This is a genomic window from Marinoscillum sp., assembly GCF_965229915.1.
Classification (GTDB): Bacteria; Bacteroidota; Bacteroidia; order Cytophagales; family Cyclobacteriaceae; genus Marinoscillum.
Genome location: NZ_CBDDJZ010000002.1, coordinates 335,477 through 350,552 on the forward strand (window position 1 = coordinate 335,477; position 15,076 = coordinate 350,552).

The following is a 15,076-nucleotide window of genomic DNA, read 5'->3' on the forward strand; positions in this document are numbered from 1 at the left end:
ATCAATGCTTATTGAATGGTTACTATAACCGCCTGATACGGTTCCAGGCTCAATTTTCCTCCCTCCGCATTAAACTCCTTGCTGTAGTTATTGATTAGCGTCCCAGTAATACTCATAGTATTCGACAACTCTGCAGTAGCCACCTCAACGGAAAAATTGAGTAAAACCAACACTCTCTCATCATTGAGCGTGCGCGTAAATCCGTATATCTGATCGTGATCAGGCCACAATAATTCATAATCACCATAAACCAGCACCAAGTTATCGTTTCGAAGTGCAGTCATTTTGCGGAAATGATTGAGAACACTGTTTGGATTGTCGTTCTGCTCTGCTACATTAATTTCAACGTAATTTGGATTAATACGCTTCCAGGGCTTACCCGAAGTAAATCCAGCGTTCTCAGAAGCATCCCATTGCATTGGAGTTCTTCCATTTTCACGAGAGTTGTAGTTCAGCTCTTTCATAAACGCATCAAGATCGGCTCCTTTAGCTTTGGCTGTTTGATATTTTCCCAGCGCTTCTATATCCACATATTCATCAATGTTCGGCATATCGATATTGGTCATACCCAACTCATCTCCGTAGTAGGTATACGGTGTTCCCCTCATGCTTAGCAAAAATGTATTCAACATTTGTGTGGACACCGTTCTGAACTCTGGTCTCGGATCACCAAACCGATTCACCATTCTGGAGTTGTCATGATTGGAAAGAAAAATGGCCATCCACCCAGCTTCAGCAAATGCACTATCCCATTTGGAAAAAACCTCTTTGAACTCTGCTAACGTATATCTGTCAGGCGTCCGTGACATGCTCACATAATCAAAATGATAGGCTACTTGAAGTTCCTTGCGATCAGCATCCACCAGGTCATGAGCATCTTGGAATGTGCTACCGGAACCTTCAGCCACAGCATAAACATTGTAAGGCTCCAATACCTCCAGATACATTTCCTTAAGGTATTCATGCAGCTGAGGTCGCAAGCCATGGTACTTAATGAAGTCTGACTCATACCCCTCTGGGAATTCAGGATAGGTAATGTCCTTACTGGCAAACTGAAAGGCATCCATGCGAAATCCATCTACACCTTTTTCCGCCCAAAACTTCATAATGTCATATACCTCTTGTCGCAGTTTTGGATTTTCCCAGTTCAGATCTGGTTGAGCCTCAGCAAATGTGTGGAGGTAATACGAATCGGTTTCTTCTACATAGTCCCAACCGCCTTCTGGATCAAATAAGCTGTATCGATACGGTGGTTCTCCTTTTTCTGCTGGCCACCAGTGATAATACTCTCGATATTCACTGTCCCTTGACTTCTTTGCTGCCTGAAACCATTCGTGTTGATCGCTGCTGTGGTTGACCACCACATCCAGCACAAATCGGATTCCACGCTGCTGCATTCCCGTCATCATTTCTTCAAAATCCTCCATGGTTCCATACCTGGGATTAATAGCACGGTAGTCAGCCACATCATAGCCATTATCCACCATTGGCGACTCAAAAAATGGATTCATCCATACGGCGGTTATGCCCAAACTCTCCAGATAATCGAGCTCTTCTATGATCCCACGAAAATCTCCATACCCATCACCATCGGAATCTTTAAAGCTCTGCGGGTAGATTTGGTATAGTGTCCCTTCTTTCCACCATTGCCGGTCTATTTCAGTCATTTCTTCTTGTTCATCAGTTTCCTCTGAGGATTGGTTGGAGGTATTACAGCTCCAAGTAACTAGAGCGATCATCGAGATTAGGGAAAGTCGGTACATCATTTTTGGTTTTAGTCGAACCTGAATATACTAAAATATCATTCATCGAATCTTTAATACTTTCATCTTAACCTCTGAAGTCAGGTAATTCATCCTGCAAAAGCATGCGATTAGGAGGGTTAATCTTTCTAATTTTGCAACCTCAATAAAACCAATCAAATTGTCTTTCAACCCATTTGACATTGACTTACCAATTGTTGACGTGATCGACGAGGTAAAATCGCATCTGCAAAAGGAAAACACGCTCATCGTCAATGCACCTCCCGGTGCGGGTAAGAGCACCCTACTTCCCCTGGCTCTACTGAACGAACCCTGGCTGAAAGATCAGAAAATATTGATGCTGGAGCCAAGGCGGTTGGCGGCAAGAAGTATTGCCAGCCGGATGTCAGAGCTCTTAAATGACTCGGTTGGTAAGACAGTTGGTTATCGCGTTCGGTTTGACAACAAAGTTTCCTCAGACACCAAAATAGAAGTTCTTACTGAGGGTATTCTCACTCGCATGATCCATTCAGACAATGCTTTGGAGGGAGTTGGGATGGTCATTTTTGATGAGTTTCATGAGCGGAGCATCCATGCAGATGTCGCGTTAGCGCTTTGTCGTGAAGCACAGCAAGTCTTAAGACCTGATTTGAAGATTGTGGTGATGTCGGCCACATTGGATATGCCACAGCTAACCCAATTGTTATCATCCAAAGCAGTCATAAGTGAAGGTCGCCAGTACCCAGTGGAGATTAAATATGTTGGAGATCAGGACCTGATGATGCTACCCGAGATGGCTGCAAGAACCATTTTGCAAGCTTCCAGAGAACAATCAGGAGACATACTGGCCTTTTTTCCAGGAGAGGGCGAGATTCGCAAGACAGAAGAACTACTCAGAAAGGAACTCAAAGAGTTTGCCATTCACCCGCTTTATGGCATGTTGCCACAAGGCAAGCAGTTTGCCGCAATTATGCCAAATAAGTCAGGAAAGCGAAAGGTGGTTTTGGCTACTTCCATCGCTGAAACGAGTTTAACCATTGAAGGAATCACTGCCGTGGTGGATACTGGTTTTGGTCGGAAGCAAAAGTTCGACGCTAAATCTGGTCTTTCAAGACTGGAAACAGTCCAGATTTCTCAAGACTCAGCAGATCAGCGGGCTGGACGGGCTGGACGCTTAGGCCCAGGCGTTTGTTACCGGATGTGGACTACAGCTACTCAACATCAGCTAGAACCACACCGCACACCTGAAATCTTAGAGGCTGACCTTACTTCATTGGTACTCGACCTGGCTAAATGGGGCATTTCCAATCCTAACCAATTGACCTGGCTCAACCCACCAAATCGTGCATCCGTAGCATTGGCCAGTGAAACACTCCACCAGCTCAATGCGCTGGAGAATGGACGGATCACAGAACATGGAGAGCGCATTCACCAACTCCCCTGTCACCCACGAATAGCACACATGCTGATCGAAGCTGAGGACCATGAGTTACTAGATTTGGCCACAGATGTTGCTGCCCTTCTGGAAGAAAGAGATCCCCTTCCACGCGATTCAGGTATTGATGTCAATTTGCGCCTGGAAACGCTAAGACGATTCAGAGAAGAGAACCGGTTAGGTAAAAAATGGTCCCGAATAGAAAAGATTGCCGATCAGTACCGAAGAATGTTCGACATTGAACCCGACAATGGCCCTGTAGATCCATTCGAAACTGGTTTAGTCTTGTCATTTGCTTACCCAGAACGAATTGCTTCGTCACGACCGGGAAATAATGCACAGTTTCAGCTCGCCAACGGCAAGTATGCCGTAGCAGGTCATCGCGATGACCTGGCCCACGAACCGTGGCTGGCGATCGCGCATATGGATGCTCGAGATGGGTTAGGAAAAATATTTCTCGCCTCACCTCTCAACCCTCGAGACCTGGCTCCAATGGTGAAGGAACGAGAAGTGATTACCTGGGATACCAAACATGGCGGATTGATTGCCAGTAAAGATTTGCGCATAGGGAGCATTGTCTTACAATCCAAACCACTCCCCGACCCTGATGAGACACAGTTGGTACAAGCGATTTGCGAAGCAATCAAAAAGGAAGGTGCCAATTTGCTGGACTTCAACGAGCAAGTGGAACAATGGCAAAACAGGGTTCTCTCCCTCAAGAAATGGAATCCTGAGCAAAACTGGCCGGATGTTTCAACACAAACTTTGCTCATTACAAATGAAGAGTGGCTGGCACCATACCTGGATAAGGTAAAGAAACCAGAGGATCTCAAGAAGATTGATCTGGTGGAAGTATTGACCTATAGCCTGGAATTTGAACAACAGCAACTTCTCAATGAACTAGCACCGACAAAGATAGAAGTGCCAAGTGGTTCGCACATCAAATTGCTTTATCGTGACAATGGCGAACCACCTTTCCTAAGTGTTCGCCTACAGGAATGCTTTGGACTGGATGATACTCCTAAAATCAACCTGGGAAAAACGGCTGTACTAATGCAACTCCTATCACCTGGTTTTAAATCCGTACAGATTACAGGTGACTTAAAAAGCTTTTGGAACAACGCCTATTTTGAGGTCAAGAAAGACCTGAAGAGGCGTTACCCAAAACATCACTGGCCTGACAATCCCTGGACCGCTGAGGCTGTGAGAGGTGTAAAGAGGAAGAACTAATCAGTTTGGAAAATTCTTTTTAATTCGGATGATCAACTTTCAATGGTAATCGTATAAGCTCGCATTACAATTACCATGAAAGCAAAAACAAAGTACACCGTGACAGTAGAGTCACTAAAAAAAATCTACGAACTTCCTACTGGCTGGACTGCAGAGTCTTACAGAAATCTGCTGCAGAGAATAGATTTTGATGATATTGATCAAATCGAAGAGGCCGAACTCAAAGACTATGCAGTGATGGCACTACAGGATTATGATCCAGACGAAGCTGCTGAGATTGTGCTGGCCCATCTATGTGAAGGAAAATTGAAACCCGGTCAGATTCAGAACCTTGCCCATGACCTGATGGCTGAGAAGCAGTGGGAAGAATACCAGGACATCAGACTCCACTTAGATCTTTACAATGCCACAGTATTATTAAAAGCGGCGTTTCCAAAGAAATTTCCAGAAACAAATGCCATAAAATGTGTCCTTAGCATTCAACCAGAATTTCCCATCGATAAGTCTTTCCTTTCTCGATTACTTGCTCATGGTATGAACGAGCATGCGGTGATTAATCGCTTGTTTGATGAGCAGGTTGCAGGCACATCATTTCCAGAATCCGAAGGGATCATTTGGAAGTACGAGGTACAACCGGGTGAACCAATGACAGTGACCATTTATTCATCTAATTATTGGCTACATCAAATGAGTAATGTGAGTGAATACGAGTCTTTCGCGTATTCAGATCATTAAATGTTGGTGGTCCTTACTCACTGGCGTAAATTGGTTTACCATTTAAAAAATTGCTAGATATGAGAAAGGTTCTTTTAAGTATTGTTTTCATTCTCACAAGCTATATTGGTTTTTCACAATCTGTCAAAATCAGTGCAGATCGCCTTTTCGATGGTTCGGAAATGCACCAAAACTGGAGCCTGATCATAGAAGGTAATGTGATTGTAGCCGTAGGGCCAAGTGCTAAACTCTCTGCTGATTCTACAATCGATCTGGGAAATGCTACGTTGATGCCTGGCATGATCGAAGGACACTCTCATGTGCTGCTGTACCCTTATAACCAAACCGATTGGAATGACCAGGTACTGAAAGAGTCTCCGGCCCTTCGTGCCATTCGAGGGTCCAAGGCTGCTGAAGCCAATCTGCGTGCTGGATTTACGACCATCAGAGATTTGGGCTCAGAGGGTGCAGGCTATGCCGATGTTGCCGTCAAACAGAGTATAGAGCTCGGTATCAACATCGGTCCTCGCATGTTGGTGGCTGGACCAGCAATAGTGGCCACAGGCAGCTATGGACCAAAAGGATTTCATGATGGCGTGGATGTACCACTTGGAGCGCAAGAAGCAGATGGCGATCGCGTGATTCAAGTGGTAAGAGAACAAATCGGGAAAGGAGCAGATTTCATCAAAGTTTACGCAGATTACCGCTGGGGACCAGAGGGTCAGGCCATGCCCACTTTCTCACTAGAAGAATTGGAACTGATGGTGAAAACTGCTGCCAGTAGTGATCGAGATGTGGTAGCCCATGCTAGCACAGATGAAGGTATTAGACGGGCCGTAATGGCTGGAGTAAAAACCATTGAGCATGGTACAGCTGGCACATTGGAAACCTTTCAGCTCATGAAAGAAAAGGGAGTCGGATTATGCCCTACGCTGGCTGCTACTTATACCATTACGCAATACCGTACCGAATGGGACGGTTCTGAAATGAATGAACCCGAAGCAATTAAAGAAAAGCGAGACATGTTTCGAAGAGCTTTAGAATCGGGAGTTCGAATTGTGGCCGGAGGTGATGTAGGTGTGTTTCCACACGGTCAAAATGCACTAGAACTGGAGCTAATGGTGCAATATGGTATGAAACCGCTGCAGGTATTGCAATCAGTAACTTCAGTCAATGCAGCCATATTTGGTCTTCATCAACTTGGACAACTCAAGGAAGGATACTTAGCTGATGTGATCGCTGTTAATGGAAACCCAACAGAAGACATTAAAAGTCTATACCACCCTGTAATGATAATCAAAGATGGAAAAGCAATTGATTAAACGACTTCTGAAGGTTGCTTGATTTCTGGAAAACGCTCTCGCATGAGAATTGGCAAAGTAAAGCCCTGAAATAACATAGAGCAAACCACCACTACATAGGTCATGGTGATCAGTAAATCCTTACCTGGGAAGGTCTCCAACGCCAGAATGAGCACAATCGGCAATCCACCTCTAAAAGCACTCCAGGTCATCACTGGTACAGTGTTTTTATCAAACTCATAGGATGTTGACAAGATTTTGATAGGAATAAAAACACCCATCCATCTACCAAGAAGCACCACATTCACTGCAAAGAAGCCAGCCATGAAATACTCTAAACGCCATTCGATTGCGAGCATTTCCATACCCATCAACACAAACAGCATGACCGCCATACTCTGCTCCACCAAAAACCAGAATTTGTAAACATACGTGCCTACCGTCCCTTCTCCGGCTTTATCGCGACCGAGATTACCAATCAGAAGTCCCATCACCAATGAAACCGTTTTTGAATAGATAGTGAAATATCCAGAAATGAACGAACCAACAAGCACTAATGCTATAGTAATAAGGACCTCTATATGTACCTCGTCATTATCAATGAACCGGAGTAAATAATGACCCAGAAAACCCAGTGCCAATCCGATCGCCACACCTCCTACTAACTCTAGGATCAGAATCTCGGAAATAGCAAAAAACGTAATTTCCTCGGCCTCCGCAACAATTTCCAGGTGGTAAAGAACAAATGCAAGCACGACGGAAAATGCTCCATTAAACAGTGATTCACCTTCAACTTTTACTAACAGAATCTTTGGCAATGCAAATCGTTTGGTTGTGTTGGTGGCAGAAATCGGATCTGTGGAAGAGATTACCGCCCCAAATATCAAACTGTACATATAGTTGATTTCGATCCCCAAAGCATTGAGCAAATAGTACAGTATGGTACCGATAACCATAGTAGAGATCACGGCACCTGCAATGGATACAATGATAATGGCCGCTTTTTGCTTACCTAGCTTATTGATGTCCATACTCAGTCCCCCGGCAAACAAAATGAAGCTAATCACAAACTGATTGAGTACCTGGTTGAAATCAAAGCCCCGAATTTCCTCTATGATATTCCAGCTAGGAAACAGATTGCTGAATAATCCCAAAATGAAAGACAGGATAATGGTCAGGATCATCAATCCCAGCGACGAAGGAAGCTTCAAAAAGAAGGTGTTGATGAAAATGAACAGCCCTGAAATGAATATTATAGAGGCGATTAGGTCAAATACGTGCATGGCAGTGATATCCTTTAAATCACAATTTTAATGTATAATCACCAATTAAACATACGGTTTTCCAACGAAATATGTATCCGTATAAATACCTGTTACACAAGCCCATGTGTTACCTGTATTCATGATACGGTTCAATCAGTTCTTTTCAAATCAAATTGAAACCCATTCTTTGGATTGGTCAATCTGAGTTCATCTCCATAAAACCAGGCCCTCCACTCAGTATCTTCATACTCAAAAATGAGTTTGTGATGGCGAGTATTCACTCGTGCCATTCCCTTTTCTACTAACTGTCCGTTGACCTTTATGGTGTACTCTCCCGCCGATCAATCATTAGGTAGGTATCTTCTACTCGCTGCACTTTGTTGAGCTGACGCGATTTGTATATCTGCCATCTCCCAATGACCTGATCTTCAAAATCATCAAATCGAGGCACTTTTTTAATAGGATCAAAAGTCATTCGGGTGACGGTGTAGCCTTCATCCAATCCCTGCAGTTGGAGTCTTGTCTGGACCAGTTGTAGCTGCCACCGTGCATTGAAGCGATCACCTGCTTCCGATACAAACTTGATTTTTGTCCCCTTTAGTTGATAAAAACCTACATGATCTCCCGTTACTCTCGAAATAGCAAATGTACCATCTGACTTGAGGTCGAGCAGTTCTGGACCGATAGGTCTATTCATACCATCTACATTCAATTCGGTAAGTTGATACAACCCTACAAGCTCCTTTTCCTTTGGCTGATGACAACTGCTGCAAAATAGGACAAAACCTAGAATCAGACAAACTGATTTCGAATGACGTGAAGATGTCAAGTTGTGTTTTTTCATTCCTCAAGATGGAGCTTTAAGCTCGGGTTGAAAATTATTTTGAATTTTTTTTTCTAAAGTGATTGAATGAATGCTTTCATCTTCTCCTTTACTCCAAATCTATTGAACTAACGGAATTTTACAGGTTGTATTTCAATGATTTATAAAATCAAGCACAATATCCATCAGTGAAATAAATTCTCTTTCCAACAATAATCCGAGTGATGATCGGTTGAAATGTAGAACTGAAAATCAGTTGGTATTGGACAAATATTCTGTTAAATTCTTTGAGACAATTTGGTGGTGCCCTTCATCAAAATTGTCTTTAGGAAAGAAGCAAGTAAAACTTAAACCGCCAAACAATGAATTACTACACTTCAAGCCAAAGTCTGAGTCACATTGCTGACGAACTAACACGCTTGCAACACGAAATGCTAGAAAAACGTCGGGAACGCAAATACGATGAAGTGGAGAATTTGGAATACCTCATTGATCAACTTCATGTAAAGTTTCACCACCTCAAAAACCAAGTACAGGCAGGATAAATACCGCATGACCAGCAACAATTGTAAGGATTGTGAGTATCTACTTAAATGTCGATCTCTAAAAAGCAAATGCTAACGTTCTTCATTGCCATCGGTATAGTCGGATTGATCCTCTTTGGTGCAGTCGCTTACTACTTCATCGGCAATCAAGCTCCCATCATTCAAGGAGAAGTAAAGCATCACATCACCTACAAGGAAGGTCACTTACTGGATGTTTACCTTCCCACCACCAAAACACAAAGTAAATCTCCGGTGATCATCTACTTTCACGGAGGTGCCTGGGTAGCAGGACGCAAAGAGGCACTTAACTTCAATCGATTCAATGGAGCCATCAACGAACTGAGATCATCGGGTTATACCATTATTAGCCCAGATTACACGCTAGCCAGGGATGGGCAATCTCCCTTTCCAGATTGCATCATAGATGCCTATGATGCCATACACTGGGTGGAAATGTACGCTGATGAATATCATCTGGACCTAAACAACGTAGGCGTCTTCGGCGAGTCTGCGGGAGCACATATTGCCATGATGACTGCTTTCACCCCTGCATCCACTTTCGATGCTCAAGCCAATGACATCAGGTTTAGATACTTAATAGACATCTATGGACCAGCTGATCTGGATATGCTGTATCATGGTCCCACTTTAGACACGCTTGGCAAATACCTCAAAAAACTCCCAGCTAGCTTACAGGAACATCTCGACCTGTCCCGCAGGCTTTTTGGATTTAATCCTATGGCGGATTCTGTCAAAGCCAATGAGTTCATGCGGCGATACTCACCCATTAATTATCTGAGCAAGACAGCACCTCCTACGCTGATGATCCATGGCAATTCAGATCGTGTAGTCCCATTAGAACAGAGTGAGCACCTCAAGAAAAAGCTCGACTCATTAAGCATACCCAATGAACTACATCTATTAGATGGAGTGGATCATGGGTTTATCAAAGCCAACGATCAACAGCGCAAGCAAGTACAACAGTGGATGGTTGATTTTGTGAAACTGCACTACTCAGAGTAGTATTGCAAGATGTCTAAGTGGACCATTCACTATCTCATTCGTATCCAATTTCTTGGATTTCGTTATTCAGGATGGCAAAAGCAACCTGGTGTAAAAACGCTACACGGCATGGTAGACAACACCATACGCTACGTCCTGGGCGATCAGGAATTCAAAACCCTCGGCTGTAGCCGTACTGACGCAAAAGTTTCTGCAGATGATTATGCGTTTGAGTTGTTCCTGACAGAGGACATCCAACCAGACCTTTTTTTCCAAGAATTCAATAAAAACTTGCCGCCAGACATCCGGGCTATGAAGATTACTCGAGTGGACTCATCGTTTAACATCATCCAGGATGCTAAAATCAAAGAGTATCATTACCACTTCACTTATGGCCATAAACCTCATCCCTTTGTGGCTGCAAACATGGCAGTGTTCTCAGAGGATCTTGATATCAGCAGCATGCAACGGGCAGCCTCACTTTTCAGAGGCACACACAACTTCCGAAGGTATGCCAACAAACCTTCATCAGATACACAGTTTGAACGTGAAATTCTCATTTCAGAAGTTTTGCTTACCGAAGATGAAAGTGATTTACTAGCCGGAATGCCACATGCAGTCTTTAAAGTAAGTGGCGCTGGATTTATGCGCTATCAGGTCCGTTTGATGGTTGGCACGTTGATCGCCGTAGGTCGCGGAGAATGGACACTTGAAAATGTTCAGGATTCATTGATACCCGATGTAGAAGAGTCATTGCCCTGGGTGGCTCCGGCTTCTGGTCTAAGGTTACATCAGATCAGTTTTGAATAGAAAAAAGAGGCTGTCTCAATAGTGATGCTCTTGTCATCCTGATCTGGTTCCGCATGGAATGTCAGGATCTAAACTGCATTGATATTCAGATACATAGATTCTGAAATAAACCTGTCTGCCGACAGGCAGGTTCAGAATGACACCAATTTCAGGCTTTGAGACAGCCTCTTTCTACTCTTAATGATTACTGATTACCAGATTTTCACTCGCTCGTCTTCCGGTCTCCAAAGCTCATCCCCTTCCTGGATATCAAACGCTTCATAGAATGTCTCCATGTTGGTCAATGGACCAATAGCTCGGAACATTCCCGGAGAATGTGGATCAGTTAACACCTGTGTCCTCAAGTACTCATCTTTATATTTTGTTCTCCAGATGGTGGCCCAGCTAATGAACAACCGCTGTTCGGGTGTGAACCCATCGATCAGACCTGGATTTCCATTTTCTTTCAAATGAATCTGTAATGCATCATAAGCAGCATTCAAACCGCCCAGGTCTCCAATGTTTTCACCTAGGGTTAGTTTACCTTGGACGTTAACACTATCCAGAGCTTCATAAGCATCAAACTGCGCTACCAATTTATCAGTGCGTGCATTGAATCGTTCCCGGTCACCTTCTGTCCACCAGTTGACCATGTTTCCTTGCCAATCAAATCGACTTCCCTGATCATCAAAACCATGAGAAATTTCATGACCGATCACTGCTCCCATACCCCCGTAGTTGACGGCTGCATCAGCTGTGTAGTTGTAAAACGGTGGCTGAAGAATAGCCGCTGGGAACACAATCTCGTTATTCAACGGATTGAAATACGCGTTTACTGTTTGAGGATTCATACCCCATCGCTGCTTGTCCACCGGTTCTCCCACTTCTTTGATATTTTCAGCAAACTGCCACCTCCAGGCATTTTCCATATTGGAAAGGAAGCTGTAAGACTCCCCACTGCTTTCCACGTTCAGTGAGGAATAGTCCCTCCACTTATCCGGATAGCCTATTTTCACTGTCAGGTTGTTTAGCTTTTTCAAAGCTTGCTGCTTGGATGAATCAGACATCCACGGCAAGTTTTTGATTCGCTGATCGAATGCCTTCATGAGATTTTCCACCATTTCTTCAGCGCTTGCCTTTGCTTCAGGTGGGAATGTTTCTGCCACATATACTTTTCCGATAGCCTCACCGATTACGCCATTAGTTGTGGATAGAACACGCTCTTCTCTAGGACGCATCTGATCAGTTCCCTGAATGACTTTACCATAGAAATCAAAGTTGGTTTGAACCATGTCATTGTTCAGGAAATTTGCCGCTTGATTGACCACATTCCACTTGAGATAAGCCTTGGTTTTCTCCAGGTCAGTATCAGCCAGCATGGCATTCACCTCATTGACAAACTTTGGTTGCGTCACAATCAAGGTATCCACTTTGCTCATGTCCACTCCTACTGTTTTCAGGTATCTCTCCCAGTTGATGTTTGGAGCCATTTCTTGTAATCCACCAACGGTCATTGGGTTGTAAAGTGCCGGGATGTTCCTTGCCTCGATCGGAGTAAGAGAAGCTAGTGCCAGTCGGTTTTCAATCTCCATCACATCCTGAGCCATTTGCTCATAGTCGCCATTTACCTTTGCTTTTTCAAGCATTTTGGCAATATGTGCTACATACTTCTCCCGAATCTCCTTGGACTTAGCATCCGTCTTCGTGTAATAATCTCGATTTGGAAGTCCCAGACCGCCAGCCCCTACATACAGCGCATTCACTTTGCTATCCATTAGATCAGCAAATGCATTGACCCCATAGTATGGACCGTATCCATTCACATGCATTTTAGCGATCAATGCTTCCAACTCATCTTGATTGGACACTCCGTTGATGTCATTCATCCACTTATCCAAAGCCACCACACCTACTTTTTCGGCAAGTGTAGAATCCATACCTACAGAGAAAAATTCAATAGCCTTGCGCTCATCACTCCCATCCTTGAATTCAGGGTTTTTGGCTGCTTGTTCCATGATATTCAGCATAATGCCGTCATTCTTCTCACGAAGCTCTGGAAAGCCTCCCCATCTACCTTCATCAGCGGGGATTTCTGTTTTGTCCAACCATCCACCGTTTGCGAATCGATAAAAATCTTCTTTGGGGCTTACTTCCTGATTCATCATGGTCATGTCTAATCCAGGAGGCATTTCTCTTGCAGACGTTTCTTCTTTTTCTGGCTGACAGGCCGAGAACAAAATAGCTGCGCTAAGTGTGGTTAATAAGGTCTTCTTCATGTTTATTTGAAATTTACGCAGCAAATATAGTTAAATGAACCCCAGACACTTAGCGACCTTGATGAGTGGTAAAATGATGTGATGAAACTCGATAAATCTCATCATAAATTATAAATCTCAATTAAACTAAAAAGTCAATAAACTAAAGGTACATTCGTAGGCACAACTCTTTAATCTATCTGAATGCCTACTTCACTCATCATCACTATTGGTGCTATTATCATCGGGTTTTGGCTTTTGCTTTACATTTTCCCCATTAGCCTATGGATCACTGCGATCTTTTCTGGAGTGCGGGTCAATCTGCTGGATCTGGTATTTATGAGGTTTAGAAAAGTACCTCCCGGGCTCATTGTGAAATCACTCATTCTAGCAACCAAAGCTGGCCTTCGGGATATTGATACTGCCAAATTGGAAACGCATTTCCTTGCTCATGGCAACTTGTTACGGGTCATTCAAGCTTTGATTGTTGCAGACAAGGCCAACCTAAACCTTAATTTCAAGCAGGCTACGGCCATTGATTTGGCCGGAAGAAATGTATTGGAAGCCGTGCAGGTGTCGGTAAACCCGTACATCATCAACGTCCCTTCGATCACTGCGGTATCACCAGACGGAATCCAACTAATCTGTGAGGCCCGAGTCACTGTAAGAACCAATATTGCTCAGCTGGTAGGTGGTGCAGGAGAAGAAACGATACAGGCCCGAGTAGCGCAAGGGATCATCTCCAGAATTGGTGCTGCTCCTACTTATCTGGAAATTCTGGAACGACCCGAGGAAATATCCAAAGTAGTCTTAGCCAATGGACTGGATGCAGGTACTGCCTTTGAAATCTTGTCTATAGATATAGCTGATATCAATATTGGTCAAAACATTGGAGCCAAACTGCAAATTGACCAAGCGCAGGCCGATCTGGACATTGCCAATGCTAAGGCAGAGGAAAGAAGAGCGATGGCCGTAGCCCTGGAGCAGGAAATGTCTGCCAAAGTCCAGGAAGCCAGATCGAGGGTCATCGAAGCAGAGGCTTTGATTCCAGCTGCAATGTCTGATGCCTATCGCAAAGGAAGGTTAATCAAAGGAATGAATCTGAAGAGTTAATCAACTAACAATCAAGAAAACCAACAAAAACCAAACTAGAAAAACAGGTAGTAAACCGACCGTGAGCATGAAATCACTGTACTTTTTCTGTTGGATTAAACCAGCTGAAAGCAGGATGACGAGGAAGGCAAAAAAGTTACCAAACTGATACAAAGTACCCTGAATGGTATATGCGGGATAACCTTCCATTCCAATCTTGGCTTTCTTATGAAATACCCCAGAGTAGTACATGTAAGCTGGACCTGAGGACTGTTCATAATCACGAAATAGCTGCGAGGTTGTCCATAGATTATCTCCTCGAAAACTTATCTTGGTATTGCCGCGGGTGTCAATTCTAATCGCATCAAACTCCACCACTCGCTTCTCTCCATTGATGAAATGATCCACAGTAAACACCAGCCCAATCACTAAAAACAGGTAAGCAAAATAGCGCTGGTATTTATAAAACATTGTTTTGAGGTGAAACTGATGCTGCCACCGCTCCTGCTCCTTTTGGCGCTTCCATTTGACATACTCTCTTCTACGCAGCTCTCGTTCATCTACCTGAGGTTCTGGCTTATAGATAAAGTCAATATCAGGTGTATGAGCCAAATTGATCTGCCAATCATATGAGCCCCTGGCAACAGGGTCACTTAAGACCTCATAAGCCTCAGTGATCTGAACAATTTTTTCTGCTGCCAAAGCCGATGGATTAACATCCGGATGATAAATCTTCACCAATCGCCGATAGCTTCGCTTGATTTCTGCATAGCCTGCAGACTGATCAACTTCCAGTATTTCGTAGTAATTCAAATCAGATTAGGTTTCAACCAAAGATAAAACCATCTGTAAAATTTAAACTCAATACTTGCTGTCTTCTTTC

General features: G+C 43.7%; 12 protein-coding genes. 7 read left to right on the forward strand and 5 right to left on the reverse strand.

Features of this window, described 5'->3' with window-relative positions; translation table 11 throughout:
* Positions 1-8 precede the first annotated feature (8 nt).
* Positions 9-1,766: a glycoside hydrolase family 13 protein gene (locus ACO067_RS23560; protein WP_421879261.1), complete on the reverse strand. Its 1,758-nt coding sequence runs from the start codon at positions 1,764-1,766 to the stop codon at positions 9-11.
* A 157-nt stretch (positions 1,767-1,923) separates the two neighbouring features.
* Here ACO067_RS23560 and hrpB point away from each other — a divergent pair, with 157 nt between their 5' ends.
* From hrpB to ACO067_RS23575, 3 genes are all read left to right on the forward strand, one after another.
* On the forward strand, positions 1,924-4,407 hold the full coding sequence (hrpB, locus tag ACO067_RS23565) for an ATP-dependent helicase HrpB (protein WP_421879265.1): 2,484 nt from the start codon (positions 1,924-1,926) through the stop codon (positions 4,405-4,407).
* A gap of 75 nt (positions 4,408-4,482) precedes the next feature.
* The gene (locus tag ACO067_RS23570) at positions 4,483-5,142 is read left to right on the forward strand and encodes a hypothetical protein (RefSeq protein ID WP_421879268.1); all 660 of its coding nucleotides are present in this window, start codon (positions 4,483-4,485) and stop codon (positions 5,140-5,142) included.
* A gap of 59 nt (positions 5,143-5,201) precedes the next feature.
* Entirely contained in the window at positions 5,202-6,443 is a 1,242-nt protein-coding gene (locus tag ACO067_RS23575; protein WP_421879271.1) for an amidohydrolase family protein, read from the forward strand.
* Here the strand turns inward: ACO067_RS23575 and ACO067_RS23580 are convergent.
* Entirely contained in the window at positions 6,440-7,705 is a 1,266-nt protein-coding gene (locus ACO067_RS23580) for a cation:proton antiporter (protein ID WP_421879274.1), read from the reverse strand. The two genes, ACO067_RS23575 and ACO067_RS23580, sit on opposite strands and share 4 nt — an antisense overlap.
* Before the next feature lie 301 nt (positions 7,706-8,006).
* The gene (locus ACO067_RS23585; RefSeq protein WP_421879277.1) at positions 8,007-8,384 is read right to left on the reverse strand and encodes a hypothetical protein; all 378 of its coding nucleotides are present in this window, start codon (positions 8,382-8,384) and stop codon (positions 8,007-8,009) included.
* 488 nt (positions 8,385-8,872) lie between these two features.
* Here ACO067_RS23585 and ACO067_RS23590 point away from each other — a divergent pair, with 488 nt between their 5' ends.
* The 3 genes from ACO067_RS23590 to ACO067_RS23600 all read left to right on the forward strand — a co-directional run bounded on the left by ACO067_RS23590 (position 8,873) and on the right by ACO067_RS23600 (position 10,867).
* Positions 8,873-9,055, forward strand: coding sequence for a hypothetical protein (locus tag ACO067_RS23590; RefSeq protein ID WP_421879280.1), 183 nt, complete (start codon positions 8,873-8,875; stop codon positions 9,053-9,055).
* A 69-nt stretch (positions 9,056-9,124) separates the two neighbouring features.
* Complete coding sequence (locus tag ACO067_RS23595) at positions 9,125-10,078, forward strand: alpha/beta hydrolase fold domain-containing protein (protein ID WP_421879283.1); 954 nt, start codon at positions 9,125-9,127, stop codon at positions 10,076-10,078.
* Positions 10,079-10,087: 9 nt separating this feature from the next.
* Complete coding sequence (locus ACO067_RS23600; protein ID WP_421879286.1) at positions 10,088-10,867, forward strand: tRNA pseudouridine synthase A; 780 nt, start codon at positions 10,088-10,090, stop codon at positions 10,865-10,867.
* A gap of 191 nt (positions 10,868-11,058) precedes the next feature.
* On the opposite strand, the gene ACO067_RS23605 is transcribed toward ACO067_RS23600, so the two are convergent.
* Positions 11,059-13,122 (reverse strand): M13 family metallopeptidase, encoded by a 2,064-nt coding sequence (locus tag ACO067_RS23605; RefSeq protein ID WP_421879289.1) that lies wholly within the window; start codon positions 13,120-13,122, stop codon positions 11,059-11,061.
* A 183-nt stretch (positions 13,123-13,305) separates the two neighbouring features.
* Here ACO067_RS23605 and floA point away from each other — a divergent pair, with 183 nt between their 5' ends.
* Entirely contained in the window at positions 13,306-14,214 is a 909-nt protein-coding gene (gene floA, locus ACO067_RS23610; RefSeq protein ID WP_421879294.1) for a flotillin-like protein FloA, read from the forward strand.
* Here the strand turns inward: floA and ACO067_RS23615 are convergent, their stop codons facing one another.
* Positions 14,215-15,006, reverse strand: coding sequence for a J domain-containing protein (locus tag ACO067_RS23615; RefSeq protein ID WP_421879297.1), 792 nt, complete (start codon positions 15,004-15,006; stop codon positions 14,215-14,217).
* Between the last annotated feature and the right edge of the window lie 70 nt (positions 15,007-15,076).